Source organism: Marinifilum sp. (assembly GCF_965230805.1).
In the GTDB taxonomy this organism is placed as follows: Bacteria; Bacteroidota; Bacteroidia; order Bacteroidales; family Marinifilaceae; genus Marinifilum.
The window spans coordinates 899,729-919,878 of the sequence record NZ_OZ246019.1 but is presented as its reverse complement, the minus strand read 5'-3'; the positions used below and the strand labels follow the sequence as shown (position 1 = coordinate 919,878).

At 35.4% G+C, this 20,150-nt stretch carries 13 protein-coding genes; 8 read left to right on the top strand and 5 right to left on the bottom strand.

The features are described 5' to 3' along the window. The first annotated feature begins 269 nt into the window (after positions 1–269). The 5 genes from ACO05S_RS03475 (at position 270) to ACO05S_RS03455 (ending at position 9,195) form a co-directional block, all read left to right on the top strand. The gene (locus tag ACO05S_RS03475) at positions 270–3,455 is read left to right on the top strand and encodes a tetratricopeptide repeat protein (protein WP_421920157.1); all 3,186 of its coding nucleotides are present in this window, start codon (positions 270–272) and stop codon (positions 3,453–3,455) included. Positions 3,456–3,474: 19 nt separating this feature from the next. Further along, positions 3,475–5,226, top strand: coding sequence for a hypothetical protein (locus tag ACO05S_RS03470; RefSeq protein ID WP_421920156.1), 1,752 nt, complete (start codon positions 3,475–3,477; stop codon positions 5,224–5,226). 132 nt (positions 5,227–5,358) lie between these two features. After that, entirely contained in the window at positions 5,359–5,859 is a 501-nt protein-coding gene (locus tag ACO05S_RS03465; protein WP_421920155.1) for a hypothetical protein, read from the top strand. A gap of 359 nt (positions 5,860–6,218) precedes the next feature. Continuing rightward, positions 6,219–8,180 (top strand): DNA topoisomerase (ATP-hydrolyzing) subunit B, encoded by a 1,962-nt coding sequence (gene gyrB / locus ACO05S_RS03460; RefSeq protein ID WP_421920154.1) that lies wholly within the window; start codon positions 6,219–6,221, stop codon positions 8,178–8,180. 448 nt (positions 8,181–8,628) lie between these two features. Next, positions 8,629–9,195, top strand: a complete 567-nt coding sequence (locus ACO05S_RS03455; RefSeq protein ID WP_421920153.1) for a TIGR00730 family Rossman fold protein — start codon at positions 8,629–8,631, stop codon at positions 9,193–9,195. Here the strand turns inward: ACO05S_RS03455 and ACO05S_RS03450 are convergent. Together ACO05S_RS03450 and dapF are read right to left on the bottom strand one after the other, a co-directional pair. After that, the gene (locus ACO05S_RS03450; RefSeq protein WP_421920152.1) at positions 9,192–12,002 is read right to left on the bottom strand and encodes a cache domain-containing protein; all 2,811 of its coding nucleotides are present in this window, start codon (positions 12,000–12,002) and stop codon (positions 9,192–9,194) included. The genes ACO05S_RS03455 and ACO05S_RS03450 overlap by 4 nt on opposite strands. A gap of 108 nt (positions 12,003–12,110) precedes the next feature. Next, entirely contained in the window at positions 12,111–12,896 is a 786-nt protein-coding gene (dapF, locus tag ACO05S_RS03445; RefSeq protein ID WP_421920151.1) for a diaminopimelate epimerase, read from the bottom strand. A 271-nt stretch (positions 12,897–13,167) separates the two neighbouring features. Here dapF and ACO05S_RS03440 point away from each other — a divergent pair, with 271 nt between their 5' ends. Next, complete coding sequence (locus ACO05S_RS03440; RefSeq protein WP_421920150.1) at positions 13,168–14,619, top strand: Do family serine endopeptidase; 1,452 nt, start codon at positions 13,168–13,170, stop codon at positions 14,617–14,619. A gap of 104 nt (positions 14,620–14,723) precedes the next feature. Then, a complete protein-coding gene (locus tag ACO05S_RS03435; RefSeq protein ID WP_054719691.1) occupies positions 14,724–15,584 on the top strand; it encodes a sigma-70 family RNA polymerase sigma factor in 861 nt (286 codons plus the stop codon). Positions 15,585–15,640: 56 nt separating this feature from the next. On the opposite strand, the gene uvrB is transcribed toward ACO05S_RS03435, so the two are convergent. From uvrB to ACO05S_RS03420, 3 genes are all read right to left on the bottom strand, one after another. Continuing rightward, a complete protein-coding gene (gene uvrB / locus ACO05S_RS03430; RefSeq protein ID WP_421920149.1) occupies positions 15,641–17,656 on the bottom strand; it encodes an excinuclease ABC subunit UvrB in 2,016 nt (671 codons plus the stop codon). Between the two features lie 122 nt (positions 17,657–17,778). Beyond that, a complete protein-coding gene (locus ACO05S_RS03425) occupies positions 17,779–18,789 on the bottom strand; it encodes an endonuclease/exonuclease/phosphatase family protein (protein ID WP_421920148.1) in 1,011 nt (336 codons plus the stop codon). Between the two features lie 16 nt (positions 18,790–18,805). Continuing rightward, complete coding sequence (locus ACO05S_RS03420; protein WP_421920147.1) at positions 18,806–19,390, bottom strand: HAD family hydrolase; 585 nt, start codon at positions 19,388–19,390, stop codon at positions 18,806–18,808. A 320-nt stretch (positions 19,391–19,710) separates the two neighbouring features. Here ACO05S_RS03420 and ACO05S_RS03415 point away from each other — a divergent pair, with 320 nt between their 5' ends. Beyond that, positions 19,711–20,073: a hypothetical protein gene (locus tag ACO05S_RS03415; protein WP_421920146.1), complete on the top strand. Its 363-nt coding sequence runs from the start codon at positions 19,711–19,713 to the stop codon at positions 20,071–20,073. Positions 20,074–20,150: the final 77 nt, after the last annotated feature.

The following is a 20,150-nucleotide window of genomic DNA, read 5'->3' as shown; positions in this document are numbered from 1 at the left end:
TTAAAAATACAGCAGCCGAAAGTCATATTTGTTCAAGATTTGCGTTAAAAATATCAAAAGAACATCGGGATGTTAAAAAAAAATAAGGCAAAGATTGGATGAGATTTCTACCAAAATCAATTCGAACGGTAAGCATATTTTTAATAGAACGCAGGTAATAAAGATGCATATTATTTTTACCTTTAAGGCTGGTTTTAAAAATTCTGAATTGCTATGATTTGTGCTTTTCAGAATCATTAATTCACTTATTTATACCTACACGCAAAAGCATGAGAAGCAGATATTTATTGTGGATATTCCTGTCAGTATTTTTGATTGCTGGCAATCCAACGCAGGCTCAAAATTCTTTAAATCATTATTCCGATTCTCAGATATGGCAATCGGCCAATGAAAAATTCAGGAACAAGAATTTTGGAGCTGCACGTCGAGAGTTTCAAGAATTTATCAATAGAGGCAGCATAGAGTTTTCTGACAAAAGATCGCAGGCCGAGTTCTTTATGGCTCTTTGTTCCATTGAGCTGTTTCGTCCGGGAGCAGAAGATGAGATGAAGGCTTTTATTCGCAATTATCCTGAAAGCAATAAAATTCAATCTGCTTATTTCCAACTCGGACGTCAGCAGTATCGCAATAAAAAATACAAATCGGCATTGGTCTGGCTCAAACAGGTTGACCCCTTCTTGCTGCATCATGACGATTTAAGCGAGTATAGATTCAAGCTGGCTTATTCCTACTTCAGAAAGAAGGATTATGAGAATGCCCGAAAGAATTTTTATGAGATTATTGAGGTTTCAGGAGATTACAATGCACCAGCAAACTACTATTATTCTCATATAGCTTACTTAAATAAGAACTATCAGACAGCATTAAGTGGATTTGAAAAATTAGAATCCAATAAAACTTTTGCTCCAATTGTACCATATTATATCTGTCAGATTTATTTTTTGCAGGAACAGTATCAGAAACTGCTTGATTATGCTCCAAAGTACTTAGATGATGCCAGTGTAAAAAGACAAGCTGAAATTGCAAAAATGATTGGTTTGGCACATTACCAGGTTAAGGAGTATGCGAAGGCCATACCATATCTTGAAAAAGGGAAGAAAACTTTGGTTCGAGAAGATCGATTTGCTTACGGATATTGCTTGTACAAAGAAAAAAACTATGAGAATGCCATTCTTCAGTTCGAAAAAGTTGGGGGTGAAGATGATGAAATGCTTCAAGTAGCCACTTTCTGCCTGGCAGATTGCTATTTAAAATCAGGGAATAAAAACGGTGCTAAAGTGGCTTTTGCAAATGCAGCAAGAATGGATTTTGATAAAAATATGCAGCAGGATGCTCTGTTCAACTATGCCAAACTGACTTACGAATTGTCTTACTCTCCCTTTAACGAAACCATTAAAGCATTTGATGAATACTTGCAAAAGTATCCTGATTCGGATCGAAATGATGAGGCTTACGATTATTTGGTGAAGGTATATATGACCACCAAAAATTATTCGGATGCATTGGCCTCGATGGATAAAATCAATAATAAAACACCGGAAATTGAGAGAGCTTATCAACGTGTTACTTATATGCGTGGTTTGGAGTTAATGAAACAATTGAAATACGAGGAAGCGATTCAGGCATTTGATTTATCGTACAGATACAGAATGTACAATCCAAATATTTCAGCAGAGCGTTTGTATTGGAAAGCCGAAGCAAATTACCGTTTGGGAAATCTGAATGAAGCGATTAGTCAGTTTAAAACTTTTTTGGTGTCACCTGGTTCGGGATCTTCTCCGTATTTCGGTCAAGCCTACTACAATATTGCTTATGCCAATTTTGATCAGGATAAGTACAACGAAGCCTCAGACTGGTTTAGAAAGTATGTAAATCAGGCAAATGAAAAAGATGAATTTGTTTCGGATGCCTATAACCGCATTGGTGACTGTTTCTTTTTGGATAGAGAATACAACAAAGCAGCAGAATTTTATTCTAAAGCGGCAAGTACAAGCGGTTGGGATGTTGATTATGCATTGTACCAGCAGGCTTTTTGCATGGGATTATTAAATCAGCCAAATGCAAAAGCAAGATTGCTTGAGCAAGTGAAATCGAAATATCCAAAATCTGATTATTCGGACGATGCACTGTTTGAGTTGGCACAGGCTAAAGTAAAAATGGATCAAACGCGTGAGGCAGCCCGTTTGTATCAGGAATTGGTAAAGAATCATCCCAAAAGCAGTTTTGCTGCAAAAGCGTTGGTGCAACTGGGACTTATGAATTATAACCTAAAAGAATACGAAAAGGCCATTATTAATTACAAAGCGGTAATTACCGATTATCCGCGCAGTCAGGAAAGACAGAGTGCATTTATCGGACTAAAAAATGTGTATGTCGATTTGAACAGGGTGAATGAATATTTTGCTTTTGCCGAATCTGCCGGGAATGGAGCTGTACTAAGAAGATCGGAGAAAGATTCGCTGACTTATATTTCTGCTGAGAGATTGTACATGTCCGGAGAAACAGAAAAAGGGATGAAGGCATTTGAAACCTATCTTTCAAACTATCCATATGGAATGTTCAGATTGAATGCTCAATATTATAAGGCCGATGCCGCTTTGAACCAGCAAGATTTCGACAAAGCACTAAAGGGATTCGAAGAGGTGATTGATCAGGCAGATAATCTGTTTACAGAGAGAGCACTGCTGGCTGCTTCTCAGCTGAATTTCAGAAATAAAAGTTTTGAAAGAGCCAAAGAGCAGTACCAACGATTGGCTCAAATGGCAGAAATTTCTGAAAACATCAATGTTGCTAAAGTTGGTTATATGCGTTGCGTGTATGGCTTGAATGAATATAGCAATGCGATTCCGGCAGCAACAGAGGTGTTAAAAATGTCAAAGGTTCAGGAAGAAATGATTCGAGAAGCTACCTATAAAAGAGCAAAATCATACTTGAATCTGGAAAGGAAAACGGAAGCTTTAAAAGACTTCCAGACATTATCTAATGAAGTTCAGACTGCTGAAGGGGCAGAGGCAAAATTCAGAATTGCCGAAGTGTATTACTCGCAAAGCAAATTCAGTAAAGCAGAGAAAGAAATCAACCAGTTTATTGAGATGAATTCTCCTCACCATTACTGGTTGGCCGAGAGCTTTCTTTTGCTTTCGGATGTTTTCTTGAAGAAAAATGACGAATTCCAGGCCAAATATACCCTGCAAAGTATTGTGGACAATTATGGAGCGAAAGATGATGGAATAATGGTGCGAGCTCAGCAAAAACTAAATGTTTTACTGGAAACCCAGAAACAAAAGGATAGGGAAACTGCAAATCAAGCCATAGAGCTTCAGTTCGAAGGAACGGATAGCCTTCAGAATAAAAAACTATTCGATGGAAAAGCTGCAAAAAGCGATTCTTTAGGATTGGATGAGGAACGATTGATCTTGCAGGAAATGTTAGACGATGAAAAAGAAATTGAGTAGCATGATAATTAGAGAAACAATGTTGAAAAAGATATTATTAGCAATTGTAGTTTTCGGATTTTCCTACTCAATTGCCCAAGCTCAAGAACAAAGAGAGCTAGACAAAGAAGTAAAGGTAAGAACCACTTACCAGCCAAAAATTAATAAGGCGTTGCGTTTGGGAAAATTGCCTGTTATTCAGGATACGGCTAAGTTTGTACCAAGCTTCAACTATTTTATCCAGGCCAAGCCTTTAAGCGTTGGGTTTTCTCCTGCTGAAATTCCTGCTGCCAGAATGGTGGGTGAGCCATTAAAGAACTTACATTCGCATGATTTGACTTTAGCAGGAGGAAATTATTCCACTTTATTTGGTGATTATAGATTTAATAATCAACGATCAAAAACTGCTGATATAGGTATTCATGTGAGACATTATTCAACCAATGGAAAGCTGGAATTAGAGGATGGTGACAAAGTGAAGCCGGATTATACCGATCAGTTGGCGGAAGTATATGGAACTGCGCACCTGAATGAAGGGAAGGTATCAGGACAATTGTTCTACAAGCACAAAGCATACAATTATTATGGATTTCCTCAGCCTAATGATGTTGACACTAATATTCCGGATTTATTCCCCTATAAAGAACAGAAACTTAATAATTTTGGTTTAAAGGCTAAATACCAGTCAACTTTTAAAGATGAAGAAAAGTTAAATTTTGGCCTGGGTCTGGAGTATGAACATTTTTCTGATGATATAGATGCAAAAGAGAATGATATTTTGGTTTCAGGAAATGCCAAAATAAGAAGAGGAGATGCTTTCTGGAGTCTTAATTCTGAATTTGACTATTTTGCAATAGATGGTTTGCTGTACTCTAATGGAGAGGAAGTTATAAATGATAGGAAATCTTTAAAGTGGAGCTTGCAACCTAAATATTTATTGCAAACAGGAAAATTAAACCTTCAGTTGGGTGTAAATGCTGTTTTTGCCATGGGAGATGATTCTGAAACAAAACTATACCCTGATGTAAAAATGGATTTTGAAGCAATTGATGGAATCATGAGCTTGTTTGTTGGTGTTAATGGTGATTTAAAGATGAATCGTTACAAACACATCGTAGAAGAAAACAGGTTTATTTTTTCAGGATTGAATGTTGCGCCAAGCAATCTTAAATATAGATTATTTGGTGGCATACGTGGAAGTTGGTCTTCGAACTCATCTTTTAAACTGTATGCGGAATACAGTGAGGTTGATAATCAGTATTTCTACAATAATGTTTACCTCAGAGAAGTTATAGGATCACATGTCATTGCATCTGCAAATTCGAATAAATTGGGCGTGGATTACGATGACATTAATCTTCTTCGATTAGGGGCTGAAGTTACTATTGCTTGGTCTGATAAATTAGAAATAAATTCATCTGTTAGGTACAATCATTATTCATTGGATCGGCAAGCAGAAGCTTGGCACATGCCGGAATTTGAACTGGAGGCCAATGCAATGTATCAACTTACAAATGATATTAAATTGAATGCAGGAGTGAATGTTATTGGAGAGCGTCCTTATATATATTTGCGTTATGTAAATATTGGTGAATTGCCATCCTCGATCTACGATACTAGTAAAAGTCATGATGCCGTTTACGACCTAAATGTCGGGGCAAACTATCAAATAAATGAGAATTTCTCAGCTTTTGGACAAGTAAATAACTTGCTTGCCGATAAATATTACCAATGGGATGGATATCCTTCTCAGGGACTTAACTTCTTATTGGGAGTGAAAATAAACTTGTAATAAAAAGCAGCAATAACTGTAAAGGGATGTCGTAACTGGCATCCCTTTATAGTTGTAGTTGATTATAATATATTGTAGATTGAATAGTTTTTATTAGCTTTATTTTTAATTGGTATAATTACACGTAAATGCATGAATTTTATTACAATCTCAACATATATTCGAATTTTAAGCATCTTATTTTTACTGTTGTTGTTTTCAGGTTTAGCTAGTGCACAGAAAACCGAAAGATGGAAATTATCAGTTAATAACGATAAAAAACCATTAGAAATTTTAATGGATCTTGAATCTAATGACAAAGAAATTACCTACCTGTTTGATATTACAAGGGATACACTAAATATGGCTTTTGTAGCTGAAGAAGCCCTTACTTGGAAAAAACATGGGGTAGGTGTATTTGTGATGCCAAAAGGAAAAGAAGTTTTAAAATTAAAACTCGATGATGCCGATTTGGAGAATGTGCAAGTAGTGTTTTATAGAATGTGGAAAGCTATGCCCAAGGGTTTTAAAACTGTAAGAACAATTTTTGAACTTCGTGAATATGGTGTTACCGATGAAGGTAACAAAGTAGATAACTTCATCATTAAATTTAAAATGAAACGCCCCAGAAGTGGACAATCAATTTCGCTCTAAGCTTTATTGCTGAAATAAACATAAACAATGATTTGATATTATAATTTTCTTGCAATAAATTTGCTTTGTCAAAAACTCCTAAAATGGTTTATTTTTCATCATTTTCCTACCTGTAGATTCATCATTTTTATTATCTTTGTTTAACTTTTGCTTTTTTGCTTTTTAGGGTTGGTAATTTATTGATATTTAAAGGTTTTAAGCTTCTATAAGTATTGTGGTTTTGCCAACTTTTTATTATTGAATGATAAGCCAAAAAGCATTCAAAAATATGCACAAAAAAATGAGAGTTTCAATTAGATAATCAAATGATTTTTTTGATTGTCGGTGAAGTTCTTTTACGAAAACTAAAGATCTGTTAGATGAGTGATTTAGAAAATAAACCAAATGGGAATGCTGAATATTCTGCGGATAGTATTCAGGTGTTAGAAGGTTTGGAAGCGGTTCGTAAACGCCCTTCCATGTACATTGGAGATGTAAATGTGAAAGGTTTACACCATTTGGTGTACGAGGTGGTTGATAACTCCATTGATGAAGCTTTAGCAGGGTATTGTAATGATATTGAAGTTTTTATTAACGAAGATAATTCAATCACTGTAAAAGATAATGGTCGTGGTATTCCTACTGAATTGCACCAAAAAGAGAATAAATCAGCTCTCGAAGTGGTTATGACAGTGTTACATGCCGGCGGGAAATTCAACAAAGATTCTTATAAAGTATCTGGTGGTTTGCATGGTGTTGGGGTTTCTTGTGTGAATGCTCTGTCTACTTTATTAAGAGCAGAGGTGCATCGCGACGGAAAAGTATACCTGCAGGAATATAGCCAAGGTAAGCCTAAGGGTGAGATTAAAGTATTGGGTGAGACCGATGTTACCGGAACCATTATTTCATTTAAACCCGATGAATCCATTTTCTTGACAACGGAATACAGATATGATATTCTTGCAGCTAGAATGAGAGAGTTGGCTTTCTTGAATAAAAACATTCGTTTGAATATTACTGACAAGCGCGAGAAAAATGAGGCTGGCGAGTATCGTCATGATTCTTTCTACTCAGAAGAAGGTTTGAAAGAGTTTGTTGAGTATTTGGATAACACTCGTGAAAGATTGATTGAAGAGACTATTCATGTGTCTACAGAGAAGAACGATGTTCCTGTAGAAATTGCTCTTCAATACAATACTTCGTTTTCCGAAAATATTCACTCCTACGTAAATAACATTAACACCATTGAAGGGGGTACTCACCTTACGGGATTCCGCAGAGGTTTAACTCGTACATTAAAGAATTTCGCTGAGAAGTCGGGCATGCTTGCTAAATTAAAATTTGATATTAGTGGTGATGATTTTCGCGAAGGTTTAACTGCAGTAGTGTCTGTAAAGGTTGCTGAACCTCAGTTCGAAGGGCAGACCAAAACAAAGTTGGGTAACTCGGAGGTTTCGTCGGCTGTTGATCAGGCTGTAAGTGCTTCTCTTTCTAACTATTTGGAAGAACATCCTAAAGATGCTAAAACCATTGTTCAGAAAGTGATTATGGCGGCTACTGCCCGTCATGCTGCTCGTAAAGCAAGAGAGTTAGTGCAAAGAAAAACTGTATTGGGTGGTTCGGGACTTCCAGGCAAATTGTCAGACTGTTCTGATAAGGATCCTGCAAATTGTGAGATTTTCCTTGTCGAGGGAGATTCGGCAGGTGGTACTGCCAAGCAAGGTCGTGATCGTAAATTCCAGGCAATTCTTCCATTGAAAGGTAAGATCTTGAATGTGGAAAAAGCGATGCAGCACAAGGTTTTCGAGAGCGATGAGATCAAAAACATATTTACTGCTTTAGGGATTACTTTTGGAACCGCAGAAGATAGTAAGGCTGTAAATATGGAAAAGTTGCGTTATCACAAGATAGTAATCATGTGTGACGCCGACGTGGATGGTAGTCACATTGCAACCCTGATTATGACATTCTTCTTCCGATACATGAAACCGCTTATCGAAAATGGATACTTGTACATTGCAACTCCACCATTGTATTTGGTGAAAAAAGGAAAGAATTCAGAATATTGCTGGAACGAAGATCAAAGACTTCGCTTGATTGAAGAGTGGGGCGGTGGTAAAGAAAGTTCGATGCATATCCAACGCTACAAAGGTCTTGGTGAGATGAGTGCAGAACAATTGTGGGAAACAACAATGAATCCGGAGTATCGAACTTTACGTCAGGTAACCATCGAAAATGCCGCTGAAGCTGATCATGTATTCTCAATGTTAATGGGCGATGAGGTTCCACCACGTAGAGAATTTATCGAGAAAAATGCAACTTATGCAAATATTGATGCCTAAGTTTTAGATATTAAAAGCCCTTGAGAATTTCTCAGGGGCTTTTTATCTAACCTTTTGATTTGAAGGGATAACCATCCGAGTTTTATTAAAATGTTGTTATTTAACGTGAGTTCGACGTAAAATTCTATCCACAGAAAGTTATATTTGGGATAGATTTGCATTAAAAATTTGGAAAGAATAGCGTGCTATTTTGAGGAATTTTTAATGTGAAGATGTCGTAAAGAGAACTTTCCATTATGTGTTTGCCTGCTTTCGGCATAAATTTCCTCAAATCTTCTTGAAATATCCCGATATTTCTACGAAAATTTGAGAAAATTTCTACTCAAAATCAGATCAAACTGTGAGAGAATTTTACGTCGAATTCACGTTATTTAATAAAACAGGAACGATCTTGAAAATATTTTGATTGATTTTAATCTTTCAGTTTACGCTAAAATCGATAGTGAAAATGAATATCTGTGTATTTTGTTCTTCTAGTAATTCGGTTGATAAAGTTTACTTTCAGGAAGCCAGAGAGCTTGGAAATTTAATTGGAGCCAGCGGATTAGGATTGGTTTATGGAGGAACCAATGTTGGCTTAATGAATGAAGTCGCTCAATCAGTAAAAACATCAGGAGGAAAAGTGATTGGAGTAATACCAAAGTTAATTCATGATTATGGAATTTCGGCTGATAATCTGGATGAGTTACTGATTACCCCTGATATGTCCGAGAGAAAGAAAATATTGCGGGATAAATCTGATGCATTTATAGCTTTGCCTGGTGGATTTGGAACCTTGGAGGAAATACTGGAGGTAGTTACATTAAAGCAGTTGGGATATCACAATAAACCAATCGTGTTCATTAATACAAATGGGTTTTATCAGAATCTAAAAGCTCAGTTTGAGCAGTCATATCAGGAAAAATTTACCAAAGCTGAATATGCTAACCTGTTCCACTTTTCGAATGATGCTAAGGACGCAATAGAGTATATCGAAAACTATAAACATGAGAGCAGAGGCACAAAGTGGGACTAATTGATAGAAAGTTGTTTGCTGATTAAGTCTAGCAATGTTTTAGTTTTAACTGGCTTTACAAGATAATCATCACAGCCGGCAGCAATGGCTTTGTTTTTATTTTCTTTTTCAACAAAGGCGGTCTGTCCTATTATTGGAATAGCCGCATTCTGAAGCTTTATCCTCTTAGTTGCTTCATACCCATTCATTACAGGCATTTGAATATCCATAAGAACAATATCAATAGTAATTGATTCGCATAAAGAGATAGCCTCTGCACCATTTTTGGCCCAATAAATTTCTGCGTAAGTATGTTCCAATGACGTTTTAAAGTATGCAAAGTTGTTTCTCTGATCATCAACAATCAAAATCTTTTTACCTTTCCAATTGTAAGGCTTAGCCTGATTGCTTAATTCTTCGTCTTTTTCGAGCTTATAAGGAAATTGAATGTAGATGCAGGTTCCTTCATTTTCTTTCGATTCAATTCTGATTTTACCACCTAATACTTCTATTAACCTATGTGTAATGGTAAGTCCTAAACCTGTTCCACCATGTTGTCTGGTATCCGATCCATCTATTTGTGTAAACGATTTGAATATGTCTTTTTGAGCCTCTTTAGGTATTCCAATGCCTGTATCTTTTACGAACAATTCAATTAGTGATTTATCTTCAATTAATTGATATCCAAATTCTACAGATCCTTCATTTGTAAATTTTATTGCATTCTCAATTAAATTGGATAATAATTGTTCCAGTCTTTTAGCATCGGTATAAATTATTGAATCTTTATCATTAAGAGCCTTGTGTAACTTTAATGAGATGTGAGATTTATTGCCAATATTTTTCCTTGCATAGTACTTATTAAACAAACACTCCATAATTCCATTAAGATTTGAATTGCCCCAATCTAATTTAATTTGTCTTGATTCAATTTTAGATAAATCTATAATGTCATTAATGAGTTGCAACAATTTGTTACTACTTTGTTTTATTAATTCTCCATATTCACGTCTTTCGTTTTCATCAGTATATTGTGAGGTCATAATATCAGTAAAACCAATAATGTGGTTCATTGGTGTTCTAATTTCATGTGACATATTAGCAAGAAAAGCAGATTTAAGGAGATCAGATTCTACGGCTTTATTTTTGGCTTCGGTTAGGTGATGTTCATAAAGTTTTCGTTGAGTGATGTCTCGATAAATTCCAAATATGGCAATTGTCTCATTGCCAACAACAATAGGATTTCCCACAATTGAGACATCAATCATTTCGCCAGTTTTACATTTTCTTTTGGTTTCGATTTCCACAAGCTGACCGTCTGCTGTTAATTTATTTAACTTATTCGCTTCTTCTTGTATGGATTCATCTGCAAGCAAATGATCAATTACAACACCTTTTACATCTTGAGAAGTATAACCAAAGAGTTCTGTAAATTTTGTATTGATTTTAATTGCTTTACTTTCATTATCGGTGATTGCAATTGCTTCCGGCGAATTTTCAAATAATTGCTCAAAATATGCAGTCTCAATATTTAATTGTTGCTCAATTTGTTCACGATTCGAAATCATTTCGTTTGCCAGTCGACCCAATTCTTTGAACTCCTTAAAATGTAATGAGTCAGTGTTTATTTTTAATGATTCAGAAGCGGCTTTTTCAAAAAATTTGGTAAAGATATTTAAGCCATTTTGAGAAACTCGTACCACATATCTGGAGAAAATGATGATACAAATTACAATGAGCATTACAAGAATAACACCATTAAATATATAACGATTTACATTGGCTTGTAGTTCATCATTTCTTTTTGCAATGGCTTGATTTAATTCTTCTAAATTGACTCCCGATCCAACAACCCATTGCCAGTCTTTGCATGCTTTTGCAAAAATTAGTTTAGGCAGAGGTGACTTAGACGAGTTTGTAAAAGGATCTACATACTCAACAAATCCTCCCTTCGAATCTGTTCCTCTCGATATAAATTCTTGAACAATTTTATTGCCGTCTTTGTCGGTTCTATTCCATAAGTTATTGCCAATTAACTCTTTATTGGTATGTGCAAGGCAAGTTCCATCAAAACCAATTACGGCAATGGAAATGCTTTCATCAAATCTTAAGTCTATAATCTTATTAAGAATTTTTTTCTGCACATCAGATTTGTAATTGTTTACATGCTGAGTACAACCAATATACCAATCAAATTCCTTGAATAATTTAACAAAAGAAATCTTTGGGTGGATTCTTTGGCTATTTTCTTCTTGCCAAGAATAATTCGTATAGCCCTCTCCCAAAGACTTTGCAGTTTCAATTTCATGTTGAATAATGGGAACACCATATACATCTTTTACTTGTAGTTTGTTTTTTCCAACCCATTTAGGATTTTCCGGATCCATAACCACGGTTCCATTAAGCCTATTAATAAAGAAAAAGCCATCACCGTTATTAAAGCGAACCGATTTTAAAGCATTAATAATTAATTGCTGTAATTCTTTATTCGAGAGTTTGTTTTTATAACTTTTATATAGGTTGGTGGCAATGCTATGCGCTTCGTAAACCCTGCTACTAATATCTTGCTTTAAAAGATTTCTGGTTTGTAATCTTTCATTTTCGATGTAATTTATAAGGGTTTGGGTTTCTTGCTGTAATGTTTTTTTTTGGTTTTTTAAAAAATCTTCTTGAATTAGAATAGACTCGCGTTTAAACTTTTGTTTTTCTTGCTGTATAGCAAATAATCCAAAAGTTAGAATTAATCCAATTGCGATGGATAGTAAAGAAAGTAGGAATACTTTCGATATGCTTTTGTTGCTAAAAAGATTTGTGAGAATAAATTTCATCTGTTTATAATTTCCCTTCAATTGCCAGAGCTGCGCCGCAAGATCAAAATAATCATTACCATGTATTTATAATAATTACTTTAATCATGCTCGTTTCTAATAGCAATATTAAATACTGGTAACACCCGAAAAAACTCTTGTAGCAGGTCCAATAAGCCAAATGTTCGTAATGTTTTGTGAGTTAATTATTTCGAATTTAACTTCCAAACATCCTCCTTTGGTTAATATTTTAAAGTAATTTTTGCTTTTTTTTAAACCAGAGCTAATTGCGGATGCAACTACTCCAGTCCCGCACGAATAAGTTTCGTTTTCAACACCACGCTCATATGTGCTAACTTGAATGCCATCATTGTTAAACGAAACGAAATTCACATTTGTGCCCTCTTTGGCAAAGCGATCATTATAGCGTATTGCTTTTCCTCTCGAAAATGTGTCAAAATTTTCGTGAGATTCAATAAACTCTATAAAATGCGGCGAGCCAGTATTCATGTAATAATGATGATCTTCCTTTTCGATGCCTGAAACATCTATCATTTTTAGACTAACCTGAACAAAGTGGCCTTCATCTTTAACCAAGGCTTCATGCTCACCATCAACAGCAATAAATCGAGCTTTTTTATTGATAATTCCTAAATGATAAGCAAAGGCAACAATGCATCTGCCGCCATTACCGCACATGCTTGCCTCCCCACCGTCAGAATTAAAATATCGCATTCTAAAATCATACCCTTCAGCGTTTTCTAATAGCATTAAACCATCCGAGCCTATGCCAAATTTCCTATGACATAAATGTTTAATGATTTTCGAATTATTTGCGGATATAATGTTAGTGCGGTTATCAATCAGAACGAAATCGTTTCCAGTTCCTTGATATTTATAAAATTCAATTTGCATTGCTGTGTAATCCTGTTAATAAGTGTTAAATACTATAAAATGTGAAACACTTCTGAATTTATATTGTTACAATTGTAGGATAAAAGTAAGAATCTTATTGGGATTCCCTCTGTTTCTAAAAGTGAAAAGTCTCAGATTTTGATGAAATGATTTCAGAAAATAGCTATTGACTATGTGAATCTGATTTTGTAACTTTTTATGTTTGGAATAGATTTTGGAATTCTTAAATAAGGTTAATCTAAGTTTCATTCTTAAAATTTTTTAATGCATCATGAAAGCTAAATTGTTTTTTGGAAGACTTTTAACTGCAGTTGTTGGCGGTGGAATAGCCATTCTTTTATTTGTTTTATTTGTTGATAGAGAGGATAAAATCATCACGGTTAAGGAACCCAATGCGATTCAATTAACAAATCTTCCTCAAAATGTTACTGGTCAGGTAGATTTAACTATAGCTGCCGAATCATCTGTAAAATCAGTAGTACACGTAAAAACACTGTATACAAATGAGGAATATCAATCCAATCCTTTTTATGATTTTCTTTTTGGAAATAGCAGTAGAGGCTATCAGCCTCAACCAAGCCTGGGTTCGGGATCAGGAGTCATTATTTCTGATGATGGTTATATCGTAACCAACAATCATGTGGTGAAAGGGTCAAATGTTATTAACGTAGTACTCCATGATAAAAGATCTTACGAAGCAAAATTAATTGGGCAAGATCCATACACAGACTTGGCTTTGATTAAAATAGAAGAAGAAAATCTGCCTGCTATGGCTTTCGGTAATTCGGATGACTTAAGACTTGGGGAATGGGTGTTGGCTGTTGGTAATCCTTTTAACTTAAAATCGACGGTAACAGCTGGAATTATTAGTGCTAAGGCTAGAAATTTGGGTATTATGCGTGATCGAAGCTTAAGTATTGAGTCGTTTTTGCAAACCGATGCTGCGGTAAACCCAGGAAACAGTGGAGGGGCATTGGTTGATACTAAAGGAAGCTTGGTTGGAATTAATACGGCAATTGAATCAAGAACCGGATCTTATTCGGGATATTCATTTGCAATTCCTGTTACAATTGTTAAGAAAGTAATAGCTGATTTGAAAGAGTTTGGAAAAGTGCAGCGTGCCATGATAGGTGTTTCTATCAGGACAGTTGATGCAAATTTAGCAGAAGAGAAAGGAATTGATAAAATCGAAGGAGTGTATGTTGCGGGTATTACACAAGATGGAGCCGCAGGTGAAGTAGGAATTGAAGAGGGAGATGTTATACTAAAGATTAATAATAAAGAGGTAAACTCCGGATCTGAACTTCAGGAACAAGTCAGTAAGTATCGCCCTGGAGATGAAATTGGAGTTTTAATAAAAAGAGATGGTAAAAAGAAACAATTTGATGTTGTTCTGCGTAACAGGTTAGGAAACACCAACGTCATAAAATCAACAAATTTGTCTTTCCTTGGAGCAGATTTTGAACCTATTACCTCAAAAGAAAAATATCGACTTCAAATCAACAGGGGAGTTAAAGTAAAGAATTTGCGTAGTGGGAAGTTGAAGGAGGAGAACATTAAAGAAGGGTTTATTATTTACAAAATTAACAACACACCAATTTATAAGATTAATGATATCGAAGAGGCGTTGCAGAACGTTAAGGATGGAGGAGTGTTTATTTCTGGTATCTATCCTAATGGCAGCGTGAAATACTATGCCTTTTCTCTTAGGAAGGATGAATAAAATCAAACGAGAAAAATATAAATATTCGAATAAAATGACAATTTATTTTGACTTTTTTTATTAAAAAGTTTAATTTTGCGAAATATTTTGGATGAAAAGGGACTATGAGACAATTAAAGATAACTAAATCAATTACCAATCGTGAGAGTGCTTCTTTGGACAAGTACTTACAAGAGATTGGTAAAGAAGATCTTATTACAGTTGAAGAAGAGGTTGAATTGGCGCAGCGAATCAAAAAAGGTGACCAAAGAGCTTTGGAAAAGTTGACCAGAGCGAATTTGCGTTTCGTTGTATCTGTGGCAAAACAGTACCAAAATCAAGGATTGAGTCTACCTGACTTGATCAACGAGGGGAATTTGGGATTGATTAAAGCAGCAGAAAAATTTGATGAAACTCGTGGATTTAAGTTTATTTCTTACGCTGTATGGTGGATTCGTCAGTCTATCCTTCAGGCCTTGGCAGAGCAGTCTCGAATCGTTCGATTACCATTGAACCAGGTTGGTTCGTTGAACAAGATCAACAAAGCATTTTCGAAATTCGAGCAAGAACATGAAAGAAAGCCATCTCCTGAAGAATTAGCAGAGTCCTTGGAGTTACCTGCGGATAAAGTTGCAGATACCCTTCGTGTTTCAGGTCGTCACATTTCTGTTGATGCTCCGTTTGTTGACGGAGAGGATAACAGTTTGTTGGATGTATTGGTGAATGATGATTCTCCAATCGCAGACAGAAGTCTCCTGAATGAATCTTTAACCAGGGAAATTGATAGAGCTTTAGCTACTCTTACCGAGAGAGAAAGCGACATTATTAAATTATTCTTTGGTATTGGAATTCAAGAAATGACCTTGGAAGAAATTGGCGAAAAATTTGGATTGACACGTGAGCGTGTTCGTCAGATTAAAGAAAAAGCGATTCGTCGTTTGCGTCATACTTCACGAAGTAAATTATTGAAATCATATTTGGGATAAAAGTTCCCGCGAGATAACTAAAGCAGTTTCGAAAGAAACTGCTTTTTTATTTTTCCTTATTTTGAATTTTTCTCTTTCAATTGCTCCTGCATTTTATACATTTCATCCCTGTATTGAGCAGCCTGAAGGAAATCCATGTCTTTTGCAGCTTTTTGCATTAATTTCTTTGTCTTCTCAATGCTCTTCTCCAAGCTTTCCTTACTCATGTATTGAACAACCGGATCGGCAGCAATCTCTACTGTTTCAGGACCACCATAAACATTTTTCTCTGCTTTTTGAGAATGTTCTATAATGCTCTTCTTTGATTTGACAATTTGTTGCGGAGTAATTCCATGCTTTTCATTGTAGGCTAACTGTTTCTCACGGCGATGATTGGTAGAATCAATTGTCTCTTTCATCGATTTTGTGATTTTATCTGCATACATGATCACTTTGCCATTCACATTACGTGCAGCTCTACCTGAAGTCTGAATTAGTGATCTGGTAGAGCGAAGAAATCCTTCCTTATCTGCATCAAGAATTGCAACCAATGACACTTCTGGTAAATCCAGACCTTCACGTAACAGGTTGACACCAATTAAAACATCGAATTCGCCGTTTCGTAAGTCTTCCATTATTTTAACACGATCCAAAGTATCAACATCAGAATGTATATAGCGACAGCGAATGCTTAAATTGGCAAAGTATTCCGATAGTTCTTCTGCCATACGCTTGGTAAGGGTTGTTACCAAGGTGCGTTCATCTTTTTCTGTTCGCTTATTAATCTCTGCTATCAAATCATCAATTTGATTTAAACTTGGGCGTACATCGATTTGTGGATCAAGCAAGCCTGTTGGACGAATTACTTGTTCAACTACTACTCCTTCACACTTTTCCAATTCATAATCGGCAGGAGTTGCACTCACATATATGGTTTGATTGGTTACCTCCTCAAATTCTTCAAATTTTAACGGCCTGTTATCAAGGGCAGCTGGTAATCGAAATCCATACTCTACCAGGTTGATTTTTCGAGAATGATCGCCACCATACATGGCGCGAATTTGTGGAATGGTAACATGACTTTCGTCGATTACCATGAGGAAATCATCAGGGAAATAATCGATCAGGCAGAAAGGGCGCGTTCCTGCCGGTCTGCCATCGAAATACCGTGAATAGTTCTCTATGCCTGAGCAATGACCAAGTTCTCGAATCATTTCCAAATCGAAGCTTACTTTTTCTTCTAACCTTTTCGCTTCCAAATGTTTTCCGATTTCTTTTAAGAAAGCTACGTGTGCAAGCATATCATCCTGAATTTGATGTAGGGCCGATTGAACACGATCTTTACTTGTCACAAATATATTGGCTGGGTAAATAGTCACCCTGTCATAATCTTCTATTTTTAGCCCATTAATCGGATCAAAAGAATAGATTTCGTCAATCTCATCATCCCAAAAAATAATTCTGTAAGCAAAATCAGCGTAAGCGGGATAAATATCAATAGTATCACCTTTTACTCTAAAGTGTCCACGTTCAAATTCTACTTCGTTTCTCGAATATAGTGCATCAACAAATGCGAAAAGAAGTTTGTTGCGTGAAATAATTTGACCTTTTTCCAAAACAGTAACATTGTTGTGGAAATCATCTGGATTACCAATACCATATAAACAAGAAACTGAAGAAACAACAATTACGTCTTTTCTTCCTGATAGAAGAGCAGAAGTAGCACTAAGCCTTAATTTCTCAATTTCATCGTTAATCGAAAGATCCTTTTCAATGTATGTGTCGGTTACAGGCAGGTAAGCTTCTGGTTGATAGTAATCGTAATAGGAGACAAAGTACTCAACAGCATTGTTAGGAAAGAAATTTTTGAACTCACCATACAATTGAGCAGCCAAAGTTTTGTTGTGACTCAGAACCAAAGTTGGTCTTTGAACTTCCTGAATAACATTGGCAACGGTAAAAGTTTTACCAGAACCAGTAACCCCTAGAAGAGTTTGAAATGGTGAACCATCATTCAATCCATTACTCAATTCTTCTATGGCTTCCGGTTGATCGCCAGTTGGCTTAAATTTCGATACAATTTTAAAATCCATTCCCTCTTTCTTTCCTATAAAGCAATGCTAAAATAGAGAAACAATGTGAACCTAAAAATGTTTTTTCAACAAAAATGCCGACTCATTGTAGGGTCGGCATTGCTATTTTATAGAGATGATACTTAATTCCTTAATTTAAAGTAAACAGGGAAATGATCGCTGTATCCCCCATAATAATTTGGCCCTCCATAAGTTCTGCTTGGGATTAAAATACCATCCTTATTCTTATAGCAGATCCAATCTTCTTTAAAGATTTTTCCTGCACCAAAAGATGTGCTAAGCCCTTGTTCCGAATTGATCAGCGATTTGGAAACAATCAAATGATCCAGCATGTTCCAATCACCTCTGTAATTGTATGTTCCTTGTCCTGATTCAAACAAATCATACATCAGATTGTGTAATTCTTCAGGCTTATTCAATGTATTATTATTTGCTTTTAATGTATTGGTAACCGAAATGTTGTTTGGCTCGTCATTAAAATCGCCCATGATAATGATTTTGGCCAATGGGTTTTTGTCTTGAATTTGATTCACGGATTTTCTTAATTGTTCTGCTACAAAAACTCTGTTTTTCTCCGATTTTTCCTGTCCTCCTATTCTCGAGGGCCAGTGGTTTACAAAAATGTGAACCGTATCTTTTCCAAGAATACCTTCCACATGAAGGATATCTCTTGTTTTATATTCTGGTTCCCATGGAAACTGTATTCCAATTGCTTCGTGTTTGATGTATTTAAAGTCCTCACTTTTATAGAGCAGAGCACAATCAATCCCTCTTTTATCCGGACTTTCGATGTGTGCAATTTTATAGTTTCCGTGAATTAAATCATCTTCATTACGCAAATCTTCAATAACCAAACGGTTTTCAATTTCGCAAAGACCGATAATTGAAGGTAAACTTAAAGTATCGATAGATGCTAATACTTTCGATAGTTTATCAAGCTTATCTTCGTATCGATTAGAGGTAAACCTTAGCCTACCTTCGGGCGTGAAATCATCATCCCATTTAATAGGATCATTAATTGTGTCAAATAAATTTTCGACATTGTAAAAAGCTAATGTATACTCCCTTTTTTGTTCGGAGCATGAGAAAAGAATAAATGCAACAGAAATCAGTAGGAGGATTTTTCTATACATGATGAGTGTTATTGATTTAATAAAATGGAGTTACATCGGTAACCATCATCCCTGCTTTTTCGGCTGCTTGAATACCCAACAGTCCATCTTCAAAAACCTGGCAGTTTTTAGGATCAATTCCCATTAAATCGGCACATTTTAAGAATGTTTCAGGTTCGGGTTTGTGCTTGCTCACATCGTCGGCACTCACCAATATCGGAATGTATTTATCCAAACCAAGAATTTCCAAAGTTTCTTGTGCGATATTCCTTTTACCCCCTGTACCAACTGCCATTGGAAGCTGCTTATGGAATTTATATACCAAATCAGTTACTGGTTTAATTTCAGTTATCTTATGCATTTCCTTAGCAAAAAATTCTTCTTTACAATCTGAGAATTCCTGCGGATCAATAGAACGGTTGTGTTCTTTGTTTAGTTTTTCGATAATTTTAGAAGATGGCATTCCTGCACAGGCTGATAAAAACTCGAATGAATATTCAACATTCATAAGTTCTGCAGCTTTTTTCCAGGCTTCATAATGCAATGGCATTGTGTCGGCCAGTGTTCCATCTAAATCAAAAATTAAGGCTTTTGTATCGGTATAGATATTTATCGATTTCATATTCATTTGGATAATAAGTTCAACTTCACAATTAATTCGATGTGTTATATCATCTGTATTAATTAAATACCAATATTAGCACAGATCCGATATAAAAGAAAGCGCAAATTATTAATTATTTCTTAATAAATAGCACACTTAACTTTATTCTTTATATGTGTTTTGTTAATACATTTGGCACTTAATTTGTTATCTCAGAATGTTGAGAATCTGTTTGTTGAATTCTCTAATTTTTTATATTTTTCTGTCGATTTGTATAACATTCTTTAAAAACAAACGTTTGAAGTTGTGTGTACATTTTAGAACAAAAAATGAGGTTTATGAAGTTTGTAAAAGTAAATTTGATTCTATTATTTGTTTTTGTAAGTGCTACAGTTAGTGCTAAAAAGAATACAGAAGCTGAGAAAAGGGCAGATGTAATTACCCAATGGATGACCGAAAAATTAGATTTAAGCGATGAGCAAATATCTAAGGTGAAGGAACTAAATCTCGAATGCGAAAAAGAGATAGATCGATTAACTACCGAAAAAGCAGGTTTTCCATGTATGCAAGCAGTTCGTGACAGTTTACTACAAAAGGAAAATGATTTTAGTGATGTTTTAACAGCAACACAGTTGGCAAGCTATAAGAAACGCAAGTGTGAGTTAAAAGAGAAACTAAAGCGAATGTTTAAAAGACTTTAGCTTTGATACCATACAATATTTAAGTCCCAATCGAATTTCGGTTGGGTTTTTTTATCTCTAAACTTTTGTAAAAGAAA

Coding starts and splice junctions, on each gene's coding strand:
- ACO05S_RS03475 (WP_421920157.1), top strand. CDS start 270: ATGAGAAGCAGATATTTATTGTGGATATTCCTGTCAGTATTTTTGATT.
- ACO05S_RS03470 (WP_421920156.1), top strand. CDS start 3,475: ATGTTGAAAAAGATATTATTAGCAATTGTAGTTTTCGGATTTTCCTAC.
- ACO05S_RS03465 (WP_421920155.1), top strand. CDS start 5,359: ATGAATTTTATTACAATCTCAACATATATTCGAATTTTAAGCATCTTA.
- gyrB (WP_421920154.1), top strand. CDS start 6,219: ATGAGTGATTTAGAAAATAAACCAAATGGGAATGCTGAATATTCTGCG.
- ACO05S_RS03455 (WP_421920153.1), top strand. CDS start 8,629: ATGAATATCTGTGTATTTTGTTCTTCTAGTAATTCGGTTGATAAAGTT.
- ACO05S_RS03450 (WP_421920152.1), bottom strand. CDS start 12,002: ATGAAATTTATTCTCACAAATCTTTTTAGCAACAAAAGCATATCGAAA.
- dapF (WP_421920151.1), bottom strand. CDS start 12,896: ATGCAAATTGAATTTTATAAATATCAAGGAACTGGAAACGATTTCGTT.
- ACO05S_RS03440 (WP_421920150.1), top strand. CDS start 13,168: ATGAAAGCTAAATTGTTTTTTGGAAGACTTTTAACTGCAGTTGTTGGC.
- ACO05S_RS03435 (WP_054719691.1), top strand. CDS start 14,724: ATGAGACAATTAAAGATAACTAAATCAATTACCAATCGTGAGAGTGCT.
- uvrB (WP_421920149.1), bottom strand. CDS start 17,656: ATGGATTTTAAAATTGTATCGAAATTTAAGCCAACTGGCGATCAACCG.
- ACO05S_RS03425 (WP_421920148.1), bottom strand. CDS start 18,789: ATGTATAGAAAAATCCTCCTACTGATTTCTGTTGCATTTATTCTTTTC.
- ACO05S_RS03420 (WP_421920147.1), bottom strand. CDS start 19,390: ATGAAATCGATAAATATCTATACCGATACAAAAGCCTTAATTTTTGAT.
- ACO05S_RS03415 (WP_421920146.1), top strand. CDS start 19,711: ATGAAGTTTGTAAAAGTAAATTTGATTCTATTATTTGTTTTTGTAAGT.